The 16,754-nt window shown below is 70.8% G+C and carries 17 protein-coding genes; 9 read left to right on the top strand and 8 right to left on the bottom strand.

The window, feature by feature from the left end:
* Positions 1-17 precede the first annotated feature (17 nt).
* Entirely contained in the window at positions 18-899 is an 882-nt protein-coding gene (locus Pme01_RS26910; protein WP_203935895.1) for a YceI family protein, read from the top strand.
* Here Pme01_RS26910 and Pme01_RS26905 read toward each other — a convergent pair.
* Positions 889-2,064 (bottom strand): cytochrome P450 family protein, encoded by a 1,176-nt coding sequence (locus Pme01_RS26905; protein WP_239088497.1) that lies wholly within the window; start codon positions 2,062-2,064, stop codon positions 889-891. The two genes, Pme01_RS26910 and Pme01_RS26905, sit on opposite strands and share 11 nt — an antisense overlap.
* 378 nt (positions 2,065-2,442) lie before the next feature.
* Here Pme01_RS26905 and Pme01_RS26900 point away from each other — a divergent pair, with 378 nt between their 5' ends.
* The gene (locus tag Pme01_RS26900; protein WP_168118084.1) at positions 2,443-2,637 is read left to right on the top strand and encodes a phosphatidylethanolamine-binding protein; all 195 of its coding nucleotides are present in this window, start codon (positions 2,443-2,445) and stop codon (positions 2,635-2,637) included.
* A gap of 124 nt (positions 2,638-2,761) precedes the next feature.
* Here Pme01_RS26900 and Pme01_RS26895 read toward each other — a convergent pair whose 3' ends face one another.
* Positions 2,762-3,103 (bottom strand): DUF952 domain-containing protein, encoded by a 342-nt coding sequence (locus Pme01_RS26895; protein WP_168118085.1) that lies wholly within the window; start codon positions 3,101-3,103, stop codon positions 2,762-2,764.
* An 83-nt stretch (positions 3,104-3,186) separates the two neighbouring features.
* Here Pme01_RS26895 and Pme01_RS26890 point away from each other — a divergent pair, with 83 nt between their 5' ends.
* Entirely contained in the window at positions 3,187-3,324 is a 138-nt protein-coding gene (locus tag Pme01_RS26890) for a hypothetical protein (RefSeq protein ID WP_168118086.1), read from the top strand.
* Here the strand turns inward: Pme01_RS26890 and Pme01_RS26885 are convergent.
* Positions 3,312-5,354 carry a 4-alpha-glucanotransferase gene (locus Pme01_RS26885; protein ID WP_239088492.1) on the bottom strand — a complete coding sequence of 681 codons (2,043 nt, stop codon included), beginning with the start codon at positions 5,352-5,354 and terminating at the stop codon, positions 3,312-3,314. The genes Pme01_RS26890 and Pme01_RS26885 overlap by 13 nt on opposite strands.
* Before the next feature lie 91 nt (positions 5,355-5,445).
* On the opposite strand from Pme01_RS26885, the gene Pme01_RS26880 reads away from it, so the two are divergent.
* Positions 5,446-5,913 (top strand): DUF309 domain-containing protein, encoded by a 468-nt coding sequence (locus tag Pme01_RS26880; protein ID WP_168118087.1) that lies wholly within the window; start codon positions 5,446-5,448, stop codon positions 5,911-5,913.
* Between the two features lie 7 nt (positions 5,914-5,920).
* On the opposite strand, the gene Pme01_RS26875 is transcribed toward Pme01_RS26880, so the two are convergent.
* Both Pme01_RS26875 and Pme01_RS26870 read right to left on the bottom strand, forming a co-directional pair.
* Positions 5,921-6,280, bottom strand: a complete 360-nt coding sequence (locus Pme01_RS26875; RefSeq protein WP_168118088.1) for an STAS domain-containing protein — start codon at positions 6,278-6,280, stop codon at positions 5,921-5,923.
* 154 nt (positions 6,281-6,434) lie between these two features.
* Positions 6,435-6,836 carry a hypothetical protein gene (locus Pme01_RS26870; protein ID WP_168118089.1) on the bottom strand — a complete coding sequence of 134 codons (402 nt, stop codon included), beginning with the start codon at positions 6,834-6,836 and terminating at the stop codon, positions 6,435-6,437.
* Positions 6,837-6,975: 139 nt separating this feature from the next.
* On the opposite strand from Pme01_RS26870, the gene Pme01_RS26865 reads away from it, so the two are divergent.
* Positions 6,976-7,182 carry a hypothetical protein gene (locus Pme01_RS26865; RefSeq protein ID WP_168118090.1) on the top strand — a complete coding sequence of 69 codons (207 nt, stop codon included), beginning with the start codon at positions 6,976-6,978 and terminating at the stop codon, positions 7,180-7,182.
* 155 nt (positions 7,183-7,337) lie between these two features.
* Here Pme01_RS26865 and Pme01_RS26860 read toward each other — a convergent pair whose 3' ends face one another.
* On the bottom strand, positions 7,338-7,664 hold the full coding sequence (locus Pme01_RS26860; RefSeq protein WP_168118091.1) for a TfoX/Sxy family protein: 327 nt from the start codon (positions 7,662-7,664) through the stop codon (positions 7,338-7,340).
* A 119-nt stretch (positions 7,665-7,783) separates the two neighbouring features.
* On the opposite strand from Pme01_RS26860, the gene Pme01_RS26855 reads away from it, so the two are divergent.
* Positions 7,784-8,977 carry a glycoside hydrolase family 3 N-terminal domain-containing protein gene (locus tag Pme01_RS26855; protein ID WP_168118092.1) on the top strand — a complete coding sequence of 398 codons (1,194 nt, stop codon included), beginning with the start codon at positions 7,784-7,786 and terminating at the stop codon, positions 8,975-8,977.
* 97 nt (positions 8,978-9,074) lie between these two features.
* On the opposite strand, the gene glpK is transcribed toward Pme01_RS26855, so the two are convergent.
* Both glpK and Pme01_RS26845 read right to left on the bottom strand, forming a co-directional pair.
* Complete coding sequence (glpK, locus tag Pme01_RS26850; protein ID WP_168118093.1) at positions 9,075-10,592, bottom strand: glycerol kinase GlpK; 1,518 nt, start codon at positions 10,590-10,592, stop codon at positions 9,075-9,077.
* Between the two features lie 89 nt (positions 10,593-10,681).
* A complete protein-coding gene (locus Pme01_RS26845; RefSeq protein ID WP_168118094.1) occupies positions 10,682-11,515 on the bottom strand; it encodes an MIP/aquaporin family protein in 834 nt (277 codons plus the stop codon).
* A 751-nt stretch (positions 11,516-12,266) separates the two neighbouring features.
* On the opposite strand from Pme01_RS26845, the gene Pme01_RS26840 reads away from it, so the two are divergent.
* Genes Pme01_RS26840 through Pme01_RS26830 form a run of 3 tightly spaced genes read left to right on the top strand, consistent with a single transcriptional unit; the run spans position 12,267 to position 16,665 of the window.
* Positions 12,267-13,517: a glycosyltransferase family 2 protein gene (locus tag Pme01_RS26840; RefSeq protein ID WP_239088491.1), complete on the top strand. Its 1,251-nt coding sequence runs from the start codon at positions 12,267-12,269 to the stop codon at positions 13,515-13,517.
* Between the two features lie 11 nt (positions 13,518-13,528).
* Positions 13,529-15,415 (top strand): right-handed parallel beta-helix repeat-containing protein, encoded by a 1,887-nt coding sequence (locus Pme01_RS26835; RefSeq protein ID WP_168118096.1) that lies wholly within the window; start codon positions 13,529-13,531, stop codon positions 15,413-15,415.
* Complete coding sequence (locus Pme01_RS26830; RefSeq protein WP_168118097.1) at positions 15,412-16,665, top strand: right-handed parallel beta-helix repeat-containing protein; 1,254 nt, start codon at positions 15,412-15,414, stop codon at positions 16,663-16,665. Before Pme01_RS26835 ends, Pme01_RS26830 begins: the two co-directional genes overlap by 4 nt.
* Positions 16,666-16,754: the final 89 nt, after the last annotated feature.

Here is a 16,754-nt window from a genome sequence, read left to right as displayed (position 1 = left end):
CCGCTGTGGAGCCCGACGTGTCCGCTGTGGAGCGCGCCACACCCTCCGCGGCCAACGGCGCCCCGACGCCCGACCGGGCGCACCGCGTACGCGGGGTGGTCTCGACGGTGGACGGGTGGCCGTTGCCCGGGGCTGCGGTGACGGTGGTGGGTGCTACCGGGGCGCAGTTGGGGCGGGGTGCGGCCGACGAGGCTGGTGCGTTTTCGGTGGCGGTGGCGGCGGCGGGTCCGGCGACGTTCATCTGTGCGGCGCCGGGGGTGGATCCGGTGGCCCGGTCGATCACGGTCAGTGGGCGTGGGGCGACCGATGTGGGTGTGGTGTTGATGGACAGTCCGCGGCGGACGGCGTTGCCGGAGCCGGGGGTGTGGGTGTTGGATCCGGCGCATTCGATCGTGCGGGCGAAGGCGCGGCATCTGGCGTTGTCTCATGTGGAGGGCCGGTTCATGGCGTTCTCCGGTGAGGTCCGTGTCGCTGATCCGGTGGAGGCGTCGACGGTCGAGGTGACGATCGAGGCGGCGAGTATCGATACGGGTAACGCGGATCGGGATGCGCATCTGCGGTCGCCGGACTTCCTGGACGTGGAGCGGTTTCCGGTGTTGCGTTACCGGGGTGAGCGGGTGGTGCGCCAGGACGAGGACCGGTGGCGGGTGGAGGGCTTTTTGACGATCCGGGACGTGACGCGTCCGGTGGCGTTGGAGGCGACGTATCTGGGTAGCGGGTCGGACCCGTGGGGTGGTCAGCGGATCGCGTTGGTGGCGTCGACGCAGTTGGCGCGTCGTGATTACGAGATGAACTGGAACATGGGGCTGCCCGGCGGTCTCGTGGTCGTCGGTCCGACGCTGCGGATCGACCTCGAGATCCAGGCGGTCCGGCAGGTCGAGGACGCCGTCAGTACGTGACGGGCAGCTGAACCGGCCCCCGGGTGCGGAACGTCGGCCGCCACGCGACATCCTCGACGGGTAAGGCGAGAGCCAGTCCGGGCAGGCGGCCGAAGAGAACCTCGGTAGCGACGTGCGCCTCCACACGGGCGAGTGCGGCGCCGAGACAGTAGTGGACGCCGTGGCCCAGCGCGAGGTGGGCATTGTCCGGGCGGTCGAGGTCGACCGCCGTCGGATCGGTGAACCGGGCCGGGTCCCGGTTCGCCGACGCCAGGGCGAGCACGACCGTGTCCCCGGCGGGGATGGTGATCGACCCGTTCGTAGGGTCGCCGGTCGTGGCATCGCCGATCGTGACGTCCTCCCGGGCGAACCGGCGGATCGCCAGCGGTGCCGGTGGCTGCACCCGCAGCAACTCCTCGACCAGGGCGGGGAGCGCGCCGGGGTCGCGGCGTACCCGCTGCCGGTCGCGATCACAGGTCAGTAGGTGGGCGGCGATGACGCCGATGAGGTTGACCGAGGTCTCGTGCCCGGCGAACAGGATGAGGAAGGCCAGCGACGTCAACTCGTCCTCGGTGAGCCGGTCCTCGCGGGTTTGAGTTGGGGCGCTGTCCCGTGCCGAGATCAGGGCGGACAGCAGGTCGTCGCCGGGGGTATGGCGCTTGTCGGCGAGCAGTCGGGCCAGGAACGCCCGCATGTTCTCGATCGCTGCCCGTACCGCGGTCGGTTCGGCGTACGTGGCGAGCATGGTGTCGGTCCAGCCGCGGAAGTCGGTACGGTCCTCGGCCGGGACGCCGAGCAGGTCGCAGATGACGGCGATGGGTAGGGGAGTGGCGTACCCGGCGACGAGGTCGGCCACGCCGTCGTCGGCGATGCGGGTGGCGACGCCGTCGACCAGTGCGTCGGCCGTCTGTCGGATCCGCGGCCGCAGCGCCTCGACGCGCCGGGGTGTGAAGGCCAGGCCGACCAGGCGGCGGATCCGGGTGTGGTCCGGCGGGTCCATGTTGAGCAGGTTGGCGTCGAGCGCGGCAGGCAGCGAGAAGCCGCGCCAGCCGCCGCGGGCATGGCGCTTGTCCAGCGACAGCCGGGGATCAGCGAGCGCCTGCCGCACGTCGGCGTACCGGGTGACGAGCCAGACGGTGGCGCCGTCCGGCAGGGTCACCCGGTGTACCGGGCCCTCCTCGCGCATCCGGTCGTACCAGGCGAGGTCGCCCGGCGCGGCCGGCAGCGCGCTGCCCCGGTCCGTCGTTGCCGCATCTGTGATCGCCGCATCAGACATCGCCGCTCCATCGCTCGGGGGCTGGGGTGCCGGCCAGCCCTTCCAACTCCAAACAGCGCTGCATGCCCTGCCGAACGAGGCGTCGGCTCTCCGGCGACAGGCCTTTCGCTCCAGCACGGTTCGCAGGGGAACCTGTTCGGGTTTCGGTTCGCGAAGCGGCTCCAGTATGCCGAGGTCGGTCAAGCTCCGGTCGCGCCGAACACCGGGCCCCCCGGATCTTCGATCCGGGGGGCCGGCTGGGTTATCGCCGCCGATCCCGGGTACCTGGGGCACGGGGAGGTGATCTCGATGCCTCGACCTGGCAGTCACAAGTACGACATCAAGCGGAGCCGGCTGCGTAACGAACTCGACGACGCCGGGATCCCGGACAAGCGGGCCGACGAACTGGCCAACGAGATCCTGCGGAACCCGCGCGGCCTGAGGGCGCGGCTGACGCACGTGGCGCGCCGCTTCGTCCCGAGGCCGGGGCGGCGGGGGACCTGACGCCGCCGGCGGGGCGCCGTCCGGCTGTGGGCCGTGGCCTTCGGCTGTGGTCGCGGTCTTCGGCGGTAGTCGGCCGCCGCCCCGCCGCCACGGGCCCGACATACGACGTACGGAGGGCGGCTCCCTAGCGGTCGAGTTGGGCCGCCACGGCCTCGGCAACCGGCAGATCGTCGGGCAGCGCGTGTACCGCCACGACCGCGTGCGCCGGCAGCGGCCCGTACACGTGGGGGAAGAGCGCGCCCCGGCGCGACGGCTCCCACCGTAGGTCGTCGCCGAGCCGGTCCGGGTCGACGGTGAGCATGACCAGCCCGGTCTGCCCGGTGAAGTGCCGCTCGGCCGTCTCGATCACCTGGTCGCGGCCGGAGAGGTGGATGAAGCCGTCGCGGTGGTCGACCGCCGAGCCGTCGTACCGGCCCCGGGCCTCGGCTTCCACCCACTCGGCGGCCGACAGCAGCTTGTAGATCACGCCCCGAACCCTATCGTTGACTCGTCGCGGCCCTGCTGGGCCTGTCGGCGCTGCTCACCGCCTCCCACCTGGCGCTGTCGTCGGTGTGGCTGGGCGGTCTGGCCTGGCTGGCCTCGCGCGTCCTGCGCGCGCTGTCGCCCGGGGTGACGACGCGGCTGGAGCGGATCAGCGCCGCGGTCATGATCGCGCTCGGGCTGCGGATCGCCGCTCAGGCGAACTGACCGCCTGTATCGCCCGGTTCCCCCTCGTCCATTCCTGACCGGGGCCGGGCCTGTCCCAGTAGCCACGCCACCTCGCGGATGCGCGGGTCGTCGCGCATCGCCTCCAGGGTCACCGGAAGCGGGATGCGCCAGTTCGGGTACTGGTCGACCGTGCCCGGCAGGTTGGGCTGGCGCTTCTCACCGAGCACGTCGTACGGCGAGGCGAGCAGAAACCGGCTCGGCGAGGCGGCCAGCAGCCGGTGCAGGCCGACGATCAGCTCGTCGTCGGTGGGATCATCGCCGATCAGGTTCTCGCGGTGCAGCAGCGCGACCAGTTCCCGCCGGTCGGCGCGGGCACGCTCGGCCTCCGCCTCGACGGCGGCCCGGTCGCCGAGCAGGCCCAGCTCCGCGCGTACCCGGACGTGCTCGCTGTCGAGCATGCCGGCCGCCGTCGGCAGGTCGTGGGTGGAGATGCTGGCCATCGTGCCGGCCGGCCACCCGGTCGGCGACTGGAACGGCGGCACCCCGGGTTCGTCGTCGGCCTTCTCCTCGCGGGCGAACCACAGCACCTGCGAGCCGAGGAGGTTCGCGTCCCGCAGCGCCCGGCTCACGTGCGGTTCGACCGTACCGAGGTCCTCGGCGACCACGACGGCCCCGGCGCGGTGCGCCTCCAGCATCAGGATCGCGAGCATGGCCTCGTCGTCGTAGCTGACGTAGGTGCCCTGGTCGGGTGACGCGCCCGGCGGCACCCACCACAGCCGCCACAGCCCCATGACGTGGTCGACGCGGACACCCCCGGCGTGCGCCAGTACCGAACGCAGCATGTCGCGGTAGGCGGCGTACCCGGTCTCGGCGAGCCGGTCGGGTCGCCAGGCGGCGAGGCCCCAGTTCTGGCCCTGCCGGTTGAAGTCGTCCGGCGGTGCCCCGGCCGTGACCCCACGGGCGAGGACGTCCTGTAGCAGCCACCCGTCGGCGCCGCCCGGGTCGACGCCGACCGCCAGGTCGTGTACGAGCCCGACGTGCATGCCGGCACGGCGGGCACCGTCCTGGACCCGCCCCAGTTGTCGCGCGGTCTCGCGCTGAAGCCAGGCGTGGAACGCGACCCGGTCGCCGGCCTCGGAACGCGCCGGCGGGCCGGGCCGGCGTAGCGGCTCCGGCCAGGTGCGCCAGTCCGGGCCGTGCACCTCGGCGAGGGCGCAGTACGTGGCGAAGTCACGCAGGGCGGGGTCCAGGTCGCCGACCGGCTCCGCGTACGGGAAAAGTAGCTCCAGGGCCTCGCGCTTGGTCCGCCACACCCGGTCGTAGTCGATCCGTTCGTCGTCGATGTGCTCACCGCCTACGTCGGGTCGCAGCGTGTCGACGCGGGCCCGTACGCCCGGCTCGGCCCGCCGGTACGCCTCCGTGTCCTCGACGGCGAGGTAGAGCGCGTTGGCGAAGCGGCGGCTGGACGGGGAGTACGGCGACGCCTGGACACCCGGTACCGTCGCGACCGCGTGCAACGGGTTGAGCAGAACCAGATCCGCCTGTCCGGTGTCGGCCGCCCAGGCGGTGAAGGTCCGCAGGTCGGCCAGGTCGCCCATTCCCCACGACCGGGCCGAGCGCAGGGCGTACAGCTGAAGCATCCAGCCCCACGCCGGCGGCGGGGCGGGTAGCCGCTCCGGCGCGACGACCAGCGTCGCCTCCGAGCCGGCGGCGGACAGTCGATACCAGCCCAGGGGCAGCTCGACCGGAGCGCCGTCGCGTACCTCGTGGGCCGCGCCGCTCTCGTCGTACGCGGTGCCGCCGCTCGGGAGCGACCAGCGCTGTCCCGGCCGGACCACCACGGTCGGCGGCAGGGTACCGGCGCTCGCGCGGGCGCGGGCGCGGTCAAGCTCCCGCCGTAGCGCCTCGGGGGTGTCGGTCTCGACGTCGAGGATGCTCAAGACGGTACGGATCACGTCGGGGTCGACGTCGACGCGGCGGCGTTCCCAGTTCTCGTACGAGGTCGCGACGCCGTACGCTCGCGCGAGTTCCAGTAGTGGGGCCAGTTCCCGGTACGACTCCGCAGCCACGCCGTGCCACCTCTCTTGCGATTTGTCGCGGCTTATACCCCCTCGCCCGGAGGAATATGTTGACCGGGCGGCGGGGGAGAGAATAGGGGCTATGGCGAGCGGTACGCGGGACAGGGATCCGTCAGGCAGGCCCCGGCAGGCGCGTCCACGGGACGCGACGGGCCGACCGTTGCCGTACGGCGATCCTCGCGGTGTCGCGCCCGTACCGGAGGAGGCGCTGCCGCCGTCGGAGGCTCTCGTGCTGGCGCAGACGCTGCTGGACTCCGGGCGGGCGTTCGCGGCCCACGAGGTACTCGAGGCGGCCTGGAAGGCGGCCCCCGACACGGAACGCGACCTCTGGCAGGGGCTGGCCCAGATATGCGTCGGCATCACCCACGCGCAACGGGGCAACGTCGCGGGGGCGGCCCGCCTCATGGACCGCGGTGCGGGCCGGCTGCGGCGCTACGCCGCGGATCCGCCCTACGGGATCGACGTGTCCGGCGTACTGGCATGGCACGCGCGGCACGCCACCGATCCGGCGGCGGCCGAACCTCCCCGGCTCACCGTCATCATGCCGTGATCGGTGGTCAGAGCTCGGGCTGCTCGGTGATCGACAGTACGTCGTGCACGCCGAGGACGGACAGCACGCGCAGCACCTTGCCGTGCGCGTTGAGGATGCCGAAGTCGATGCCGCGGCCGGCGGCGGTGCGTCTGCCCCGCATCAGTACCTGTACGCCGGACGAATCGATGAACTGGAGCGGGCGCAGGTCGAGTACCAACGCGGTTACGCCGGGCTCGGCGAGGACGCCGTCGACCGCGTGGCGCAGCCGGTCGAGGTTGCTGATGTCGAGTTCACCGGCCACCGCCAGGCACACCCGACCGTGGCCGTCGCTGGAACGGTCGATCTGCAACGGGGCCGGGCCGATTTCGTGTCCAGAGGTATCCATCTCGCCCCCTCCACCGGAATGTGCACGAGCGACGTCGAGTCCGGGAAAGATCTTATCGCTGTCAGCGCGGCTTCTGAGCCGGTAAGGAGCGCATCCGTTGCCGGGCCGGCACTCCGGCCGGTAGCTGGAGAACGCGGTCACCAGATGGCGCCGTTCAGCAGGTGGCGTCGAGGATCTGCTGGGCCCGCGACTGGTGCTTGGCGTACGCGCCGGGGAAAGCCGACCGCTGTACCGACTGCGCGGCGTCACCGACGTTCATCCGCTCCCAGCCGGGGACGGTGACCAGGCGGGAGTAGAAAGCGCGGGCGGACTCCTTCGGGTCCATCAGCTGGTCGAGCTCGCCCCAGCCCTGGCTCACGCGCTGCTGGAACAGGCCGACCGAGTCGTAGTCGGTTCCCGTACCTTCGTTGGGGCGGCTCATCGACGCGGGCACGTTCGGGTTCGCGAGGTTACGCAGCTGGCTCTCCTGCAGGGCGGTGACGATGGCCACGAGCTGCGCGCGCTTGGGCAGGTTCAGCTGCCGGCCGGCCTCGACGACCGCGACCGCGTTGTCCATCGCTGTCTGGTCGAGTCCGGCGACCGGCGCGCACCCCGTACGGCCTGGCGGGGCCGAGAGCGCGGATTCAGGCAGTGGCGTGGCGCGGCTGTGGCTGCGGGTACCCCTGGCGCCGGCGGCCGCACGACCATCGTCCCCTGTGGCCAACTGGCTGGCGGCCGTCGTCTCCGACCTGGCCGCCTCCGACTTCGTCGCCGGGGAAACGATGCCTGACGACGCGACGCCTATCGCCGCGAGGGTGATGCCCGCCGCTAACCCCGCCGGCGCCGAGGCGAGCTTCGAGCTGGCGGCATGCCGGCCGCGGCGGGCTCGCCGCCGCCGATGGGGCGACGGACCGGGATGGTGATCGTTGTCGGAGTCGCAGGGCATTGGGCGAGAGTACGTACGCCACGGGGCCGATCGACCAATGAAAGTGCTGCAACGCACAGTTTATGTTCGATGTGTAGGCAAGACATTACTGCGTGCGTAGGCCTCCCGTTGCGACGTGAGAGGGTGCACCCGCTACTTCGGCGGTAGGGTGATCACGAACTCCATCGCCTCGTCGATCCAGTAGTCGAGGGCGTCGTCGTCCAGCTCGTCGCCGGCCACGTACACCCAGCCGCGCATGGTCCGCCCGGTGAAGTCGAACGCCCGCGCTCCCGGACGGGCCAGGGCGGCGTCGGTCTGCTCGGCACCGACCCGGACCATCAGGTCGTCGCCGAGCACGCCGACGGTCATGTTGCCGTACGTGAGGAAGACCAGGCCGCCGAACATCCGCTTCTCGGAGACCCCGAAAGTGCCGCGTACCCGGTCGCGGACCCGCTCGGCCAGCGCCTCGTCGTAGGCCATCTCCGGATGGTACGGCCGGCCGGCGACCGCCCGACGAGCGGCTGCGACCGTACGAAAGGCACCAAACGCATCGATGTGTAACTATGGTGTCGGTAACTGCCGCCGCTCCCGGAGGTGTCATGTCGATCCACGGTGCCGTCCACAACTGTCGGCGCGGGGTACGGCGGCTGCGGGTGGCCGTGCTGGCCACCGGCACGCTGGCCCTGCTCGCCGCCTGCCTGCCGGAGACGAACACCACCGCTGTCTGGCAGCCGGCGAGCAGCGCCGCCGGTAAGCCCGCGCCCGCCGCGACACCGCAGCCGGCCGCGTTGACACCTCAGCAGCAGGCCGGGCAACGCATCATCTACTCGTACCCCGGGCTGACGCCGCCGGAGAGTCTGCTGCGGCACATCCGCAACGGGGAGGCGGCCGGGGTCATCTTCTTCGGGGAGAACATCTCCAGCACCAGCCAGATCGCCTCCGTGGTCCAGCAGTTGCGGCAGGCGCAGCAGCAGAGTCCGGTACGTGCGCCGCTGCTGCTCATGACCGACCAGGAGGGCGGCCAGGTCAGGCGCCTGCCGGGGGAGCCCGCCCAGTCCGCGAAACAGGTGGGGCAGTCCGCCAACCCGCCCGCCCAGGCCAGCCAGACCGGTACGGCCGCCGGGCGGAACCTCAGCGGCGTCGGCATGAACGTCAACCTCGCGCCCGTACTCGACGTCTTCTACACCCCCGGCAACTTCATCGATCAGTACCAGCGCTCGTACAGCAACGACGCGGGTACGGTCTCCACGCTCGGCCGCAACTTCATCACCGCCCAGCAGCAGGCCGGGGTGGCGGCCACCGCCAAGCACTTCCCGGGCCTGGGGTCGGCCGCCCGGGGTGAGAACACCGACACCCGGCCGGTGACCGTCAACGTCGGCCTGTCCACCCTGCGGAACAAGGACGAGGTGCCCTACTCGAGCGCCATCGCCGGCGGCGTCAAGCTCATCATGCTGTCGTGGGCGGTCTACCCGGCGCTGGACTCCGCCCGCCCGGCCGGGCTGTCGCCCACGGTGGTCGGGTCGGAGTTGCGGAACCGCCTCGGCTACCGCGGCGTGACCGTCACCGACGCGCTCGAGGCCGGCGCGCTCAACGCCTACGGTGCGCCTCGCCAGCGCGCGGTGCTGTCCGCCCAGGCGGGAATGGACCTGATCATGTGCTCGGCGCGCGACGTCGGCCAGGGTGAGGACGCCACGACCGGCCTGGTCAACGCGCTGGCCGCGGGTCAGCTCGACCGGGCCGCGTTCCAGGCCTCGGTGGACCGGGTCACGGCGCTGCGCAACACCCTCCATTGAGGACAGACTACGGCTGCGACGGCAAGCAGCGGTAAGCGGCCGGAACCGGCGACGCGTCTCTCCCGGGGCCGGGAGAGACGCGTCAGCCGAAAAACCGTCAGCCGACGTCGACCCAGTCGAGCGTGCGGGACACCGCCTTCTTCCACTTCGCGTACCCGTCCTCGCGCCGCTCGTCCGACCAGGTCGGCTCCCAGCGCTCGTGCTCGTTCCAGTTGTCGCGCAGCTCGTCGGTGGACTTCCAGAAGCCGACCGCGAGCCCGGCCGCGTACGCGGCGCCCAACGCGGTCGTCTCCGCGACCACCGGCCTGCTCACCGGCACCCCCAGGATGTCGGCCTGTAGCTGCATGCACAGCCGGTTGGCGGTCACGCCGCCGTCGACCTTGAGCACGTCGAGGGTCACGCCGGAGTCCTGCTCCATGGCCTCGGCCACGTCGCGGCTCTGGTAGCAGATGGACTCCAGGGTGGCCCGGGCGAGGTGGGCGTTGGTGTTGTACCGCGACAGCCCGACGATCGCGCCCCGCGCGTCGGAACGCCAGTACGGGGCGAACAGGCCGGAGAACGCCGGTACGAAGTACACCCCGCCGTTGTCCTCGACCTGGCGGGCCAGGGCCTCGCTCTGCGAGGCGCCGCTGATGATGCCCAACTGGTCGCGCAGCCACTGGACCGCCGACCCGGTGACCGCGATCGATCCCTCCAGGGCGTACACGGCGGGATCGGCGCCGAACTTGTAGGCGACCGTGGTGAGCAGCCCGTTGGAAGAGCGGACGATCTCGGTACCGGTGTTGAGCAGCATGAAGTTGCCCGTACCGTAGGTGTTCTTGGCCTCGCCGGGCGAGAAGCAGACCTGGCCGACGGTGGCCGCCTGCTGGTCGCCGAGGTCGGCGGTGAGCGCGACCTCGCCGCCCAGCGGCCCGTTCGCGAGGGTGGTGCCGTACCGGTCCGGGTCGGACGACGGGCGGATCTGCGGCAGCATCGCGCGCGGGATGTTGAAGAACGACAGCAGTTCGTCGTCCCAGTCGAGCGTCTCCAGATCCATCAGCATGGTCCGGCTGGCGTTGGTGACGTCGGTGACGTGCACGCCGCCGTGGGTACCGCCGGTGAGGTTCCACAGCAGCCAGGTGTCGGTGTTGCCGAAGATGGCGTCACCCTGTTCGGCGGCCTCGCGGACGCCCTCGACGTTCTGAAGGATCCACTGGATCTTCCCGCCGGAGAAGTACGTCGCCGGCGGCAGGCCGGCCTTGCGGCGGATGACGTCGCCCCGGCCGTCGCGGTCGAGGGCGGCGGCGATGGCGTCGGTACGGGTGTCCTGCCAGACGATCGCGTTGTAGTACGGCCGGCCGGTGCGCCGGTTCCACACCACGGTGGTCTCCCGCTGGTTGGTGATGCCCAGCGCGGCCAGGTCGGACGCGTCCAGCCGGAGATTGTTCATCGCGGTACGCATCACCGACTGCGTGCGGTCCCAGATCTCGACCGGGTTGTGCTCGACCCAGCCCGCCTGCGGCAGGATCTGCTCGTGTTCGAGCTGGTGCCGCCCGACCTCGTTGCCGCCGTGGTCGAAGACCATGAATCGGGTGCTGGTGGTCCCCTGGTCCACCGCGCCGACGAAATCAGCCATCTGGATCTTCCCTTCTGACGCTGCTTGGATCAGGCGCTCTTGTTGAGTCAGGCGCTTGCCGCCTCGAGTCAGGCGCTTGCCGCCTTGAGTCAGGCGCTTGCCGTCGCCGGTTCGGCGGCGTCGGCCTGTCCGGGGACGACCACCGGCTCGGCCTCCGGCAGGAACCTGCCGACGAGTACCTCGTAGAGGGCGACCCCGATGACGCCGCCGATGAGCGGGCCGACGATCGGCACCCAGAAGTACAGGTTTCCATACTGGTCCATGAACGCCGTGTCGTAGCCGGTCAGGAACGACGCCAGCCGGGGGCCGAAGTCGCGGGCCGGGTTGATGGCGTAGCCCGCGTCGGTACCCCAGGCCATGCCGATCGCCACCACGATCAGGCCGACCACGACCGGGGCAAGGTTGGCGGCCGGGCTCGAGTTGCGCAGGTCGGTCACGGCGACGACGAGGAAGAGCAGAATCGCGGTACCGATGATCTGGTCCCGCAGCGCGCCCAGGGTGCCGACCGGCAGCGTCCCGTTGCCGGGCAGGGTGGAGAAGACCCCCTGCGTCTTGATCGTGTGGCCGGGGTCCACCTTGGACAGCACTTCGCTGTAGTTCCACCGGACGATCAGGGCGGCGACGAAAGCGCCCGCGGTCTGGGCGAGGGAGTACGGCAGCACCTTGCTCCAGGACACCTTGCGGAAGACCGCGAGGGCGACGGTGACGGCCGGGTTGAGGTGCGCGCCGCTCACCTTGGCGGCGACGTAGACGCCGAGGGTCACACCGAGGCCCCAGGCCCACGCGATGCTGTCGTGGTCGCCGATACCGCCGCCGACGACCTGTGCGACGACGCCCACCCCGAACAGAATGAGGATCGCCGTACCGGCGAACTCCGCCGCCATCTCACCGACGATTCCGGGAATTCTTCCTGCGTACGCCATGTCTCCTCCTGATGCCCGGTAGGGCGGTGCGGGGGTGTCGTCGCATCGGCGACCGGCTTGTTACCGATCGGTTTACCGTAGGCACCCGGATCCGGGGGAGTCAACGATGATCGTTCATATAGGGGCCGAAGATCGCCCCGGCGGGCACCGGGCGGCGGGGGCGTCGCGTGTCGGGTGGTCGGCCGAGTCGACGGCCCCCGGTCGGTAGCAGATCACGGACCGCCTCACGACGCAGGAAGGGCGGGAGATGCGGCAGATTCTTGTCCGGACCCAACCGGGTCCAGGGCGAGGCAGTGATCCGCCGAGCGTACGTGGTCGCTCGAGCACGGCGGGGAGTCAGTAGCGAAACCGGCGCCCGAGGACGTTCGATCCTCGAGGAGAGCCGAAGCGATGCGCACATAGCGATGCAATCCCCAACTGATCGAACCGGCACCGCCGGGTAGCTGCCGTTGACGGCAGCCGCGTAGCGGCCTTCGACAGCAGCCGTCACGGCACCGGGTCCGCCCCGTCGAGGGCGTCCGAGCGTCGCCGGCTGATTCTCACGGTTCGAACATCACCGGCTCCCCAACCATCGGCCTTTCCAAGGCACTCGATGGCGGCGCGGAGCCGATCCAACGGTCCGGTGGGGCGCATCGTCGCGCCCCGAAACGGCAACGCCACCGGGCCGCCGCATCCGCGTACGCACAGTTTCGGGCTTTCTTCTTTCGCGCCCCAGGGGGGTCAGGTATTCGTGTCGGGATTAGTCGACAGCGTGTGGTCCTGGACAGTCGAGGCGGTAGGCGAGACGTCATGGCGTGAGGTGATGCCGCTCGGCCTGGCGGGCATCTTCGTCTGGCTGCTCTGGCTCTACCGCGCGGTGCTGTCCCGCTTCGCCAAGCCGGTGGTCAACAACTTCCGCACGACCGTCTCCGTGGTGGTCCCGGCGTACCGCGAGGACCCCGACATCCTGCTGGAGTGCCTGGAGACCTGGCTGGCGCAGAACCCCGCCGAGGTCATCATCGTGCCCGACGTGGACGACGTGGAGGTCCGACGGCGGCTGGCGGCCGTCGAGGACCCGCGGGTACGCGTCATCGCCTTCCAGCACCGGGGCAAGCGCTCCGCCCTGGGCGTCGGGATCCGCGCCGCACAGGGCGAGGTGGTCGTGCTGGTCGACTCCGACACCCGGTGGACTCCGGGCCTGCTCGACGCGGTACAGATGCCGTTCGTGGACCCTGCCGTGGGCGGCGTCGGCACGCAGCAGAACGTGTACCAGCGCACCACGAGCATCTGGCGGCGCATCGCGGACTGGCTGGTGAACCTGCGCTACTACGACTACGTACCGGCGATGGGCCGCGCGGGGGGCGTGGCCTGCCTGTCCGGTCGGACCGCCGCGTACCGGCGGGCGGCGATCATGCCGGTACTGGAGAACCTGGAGAACGAGTTCTTCCTGGGGCGCCGGTGCGTGGCCGGCGACGACGGCCGGCTGACCTGGTTGGTGCTCGCCTCCGGGTACAAGACCGTCCACCAGTCGTCGGCCAAGGCGCTGTCGATGTTCCCGTCGTCGTTCCGGGCCTTCGTCAAGCAGCGGGTGCGCTGGAGCCGCAACTCGTACCGCTGCTACCTGACCGCCCTGTACAAGGGCTGGCTGTGGCGGGCGCCGATGGTCACCAAGGTGACGGTGCTGCAGATTCTGCTGACCCCGGTGACGATGGGCATGGCTCTCGGGTACCTGCTGCTGAGCCGACTGGACATGACGCCCCGCAGCGTCGTGATGGTGCTGGTCTGGCTCCTGGTCGGGCGCGGTATCCGCGGCTACTCGCACCTGCGGCGCCACCCCCAGGAGATTCTGCTGCTGCCGGTGCTCGCGGTGGTGGTCATCCTGATCTCGCTGCCCATCAAGCTGTACGCCTTCGTGACCATGAACAAGCAGGGCTGGCTGACCCGGTCGGCCGACCAGCTCGGTGGCGAGGGCCAGAACGCGGCCACGCTGACCGAGCCGCGCATCCCGGCGGATGTGCACTGACCGTGACAGACATGAAGGTATGGGCGCGTCGCGCCCTCGTGCCGGTCCTGCTCGCGGCGACCGTCTGCGGCTGGACGCCCACGGCGGCGACCGCGGGGCCGAGCGCCGACCCGGCGCCGGGCGTGTCCGTGGAGGAGTCCGAGCGGCAGGCGTCGCTCGTCGCCGACGAGGACCGCCGCCTGATCCAGGTCCGGGCGGTGACCGCGGTGGCGCCGGCCAAGGGCGGGGCGAACTGGTACAAGCCCTACCGCCTCGACACCGGCAGCGGGTACACGCTGGTGCTGACCCAGCAGAGCGCCGAGTACACGATCGCCGACCTGTTGAAGTTGGCCCCGGAGACCTTCGTCCGGCAGAATGACGGCTCCTACCTGCTCACCGAGAACCTCTACCTGAACTCCGGCGCCAAGCTGATGCTGTCCAACCCCGGCGGCCTGACCCTGCGCCTGGCCAGTACCAGCAACGGGTTCGTCTCCATCGTCTCCTTCGGCGGGAAGCTCACCATCCAGGGCACGCCCCAGGCGCGGACGACCATCACCAGCTGGGACCCGCGCACGAACAAGCCCGACACCGACGTGAGGGACGGGCGGGCCTACATCCGGGCCATCGGCGGCCAGTTCTCGATGGAGTACGCGAAGATCCAGTCCCTCGGGTTCTGGAGCGGCCGCACCGGCGGTCTCAGCCTGACCGGCACCGACCGGCCGAACACCGGCGACGTGGACGCGCCCGCGCACCTGACCAAGGACCAGCGCCACGAGGCCAAGGCGCAGCGGCTGGCCGACGGGCCGGCAAAGTCCGACGAGGATCCCGGCTTCGGCGGCGTACTCGCCCAGCCCAGCGGGCCGCTGGTGACACCGGACAGCAGGTTCACGGTGCCCGGCCTGTCGTACGTCTCCGGCAAGATCAGCCAGTCCGTCGTGACCGACAACGCGTTCGGCCTCTTCGTCTCCAGCGCCAACGGCATCCACATCAGCGACATCACGGTGGAGAAGAGCCGCGAGGACGGCGTGGTCATGCACCGGTTCGCCTCCAGCGCGGTCATCGAGCGGACCACCTCCCGGCGCAACGGCGGTGACGGCTTCGTGCTGTCGCGCGCCACCCGCGAGGTACGCATCAGCGGCTCGACCGCGGAGGGCAACGCCGGCAACGGCTTCACCCTCAGCGGGCAGCCGCTGGCGAAGGGCCCGTCGGCCTCCGGCGAATCGACCGCCAGCTACGGCTCGAACTCGGTGTCCAACAGCGTGGTACGCGACAACGGCCACTACGGGATCGAGGTTCTCGGCGGCCTGAACGTGGGCGTACAGAACAACGAGGTCGTCGGGGGCGACATGGGTATCGTCGCCCGCCAGTCGTCCGACAAGGTGGCGATCACCGGCAACCGCCTGCGCGACCAGCGCAGGCAGGGCATCGCGCTGCGCGACGGCGTCACCTCCGCCACCGTCACCGGCAACGTCATCGAGGGCGCCGACACCGCCATCTACCTGCGCGACTCCGTCGCCGAGGTACGCGGGAACACCATCCAGAAGGCGACCAACCACGGCGTCAGCCTGATCGGGGAGACCGGCCGTACCGTGGTCTCCTACAACGTGATCGCCGGCGTGGGGCCCAGCGCCGTGGACACGTCCCGGGCGAACGGGAAGCTGGTCATCAAGGAGAATCCCATGTTCGCCTGGCACGACACGAGCTCGTTCTGGGTCAAGTTCCGGCACTACGCCAGCCCGATGACGATGCTGTGGGCGGCCATCCTGCTGCTCATCCTCTTCGCCGCGGTGAAGGGTAGGCGCCGGGTTCGGGGTCTGATCGTCCACCCGTACGCCGACAAGGCGCCGCTGGGCGCGGCGCCGGCCCGGGAACTGACGCAGCCGGACGGCGCGACCAGGATTCCGGTGATGTCGCGATGACCGGGGAATCCCCAGCGGCTGGCGACAGCGAGCCCGGCGACAGCCAGCTCACGCCCCAGCCGGCCGAACCGGCCGAACCGGCTCAGCAGGCCGAACCGGCTCAGCAGGCCGAACCGGCTCAGCAGGCCGAACCGGCTCAGCCGGGCAGCCCGCGCGCCCTGCGCGGCGGTCCCGTGGTCTGGCTGTCCGCCGGCGCGGCGGCGCTCGTACTGATCGCGCTGGTCATCGTGTTCTCCGCGGGCAACGAACCGCAGCCTCGGGGGGCCGGGCCGGTCGCCGGCCCGACCGCGACGCAGGCCCCAGCGCAGCCCGGGCCCCTGGTCACGCGGTCGCAGACCCCGTCGGCCCGACCGGGCACACGGGACTGCCCCGCTCCGACAGTGGTCGTGCACGACGCCTCCTCGCTGGAGGCCGCGCTTGCCGCGGCGGCGCCGGGGGCCAGCATCTGGATGGAGGACGGCGGTTACGAAGGGCGCTTCAAGGCGAAGACCTCCGGCACCGCGGAACGGCCGATCTCCCTGTGCGGAAGCGCGCGGGCGGTCATCGACGGCGGCGGTGTCAAGGGCGGGTACGCTCTGCACCTCGATGGCGTCAGCTACTGGCGCGTCGTAGGCTTCGGGGTCCGCAATGGACAGAAGGGGCTGATGGCCGACCGGGTGCAGCAGGTTCTGATCAAGGGCTTGACGGTGGAGCACATCGGTGACGAGGCGATCCACCTGCGCAACTTCAGCTCGGACAACGTTGTCGAGGGCAACACGGTCCGCGACACCGGCCTGCGCCGGGACCAGTTCGGCGAGGGCATCTACGTCGGTACCGCGCAGTCGAACTGGTGCACCGTCACCGACTGCAAGCCCGACGCCAGCGACCGCAACGTGGTGCGCGGCAACGACATCAGCGCCACGACCGCCGAGTCGGTCGACATCAAGGAAGGTACGACCGGAGGTGTGCTGAGCGGTAACACGTTCGACGGGGGCGCGCTGTCCGGGTCGCACGCCGACTCCTGGGTCGACGTCAAGGGCAACGGCTGGGTGATCGAGGGCAACGTCGGCCGCAACGCCCGGGAGGACGGCTTCCAGACGCACGAGGTCGTCAAGGGCTGGGGGGCCGACAACACCTTCAGGGCCAACACCGCCGAGGTGAACGGCCCCGGGTGGGGCTTCCACTTCGCCCCCGCCAACGGCAACACGCTCAGCTGCGACAACAAGGTGACCGGAGCGGCGAAGGGCCTCGCCAACGTCGCCTGTGGTTGACCCACCCGTACTCAACTATCCCCAACACCCCTGGAGGATCCGCACGTGACCAGTTCGTACCTCGCTACCCGAGACCTGTCCGCCCCCGC

Source organism: Planosporangium mesophilum (assembly GCF_016863255.1).
GTDB classification, from domain to species: Bacteria; Actinomycetota; Actinomycetes; order Mycobacteriales; family Micromonosporaceae; genus Planosporangium; species Planosporangium mesophilum.
The sequence above is the reverse complement of the archived record's forward strand: the minus strand, read 5'-3'. Positions and strand labels throughout refer to the sequence as shown.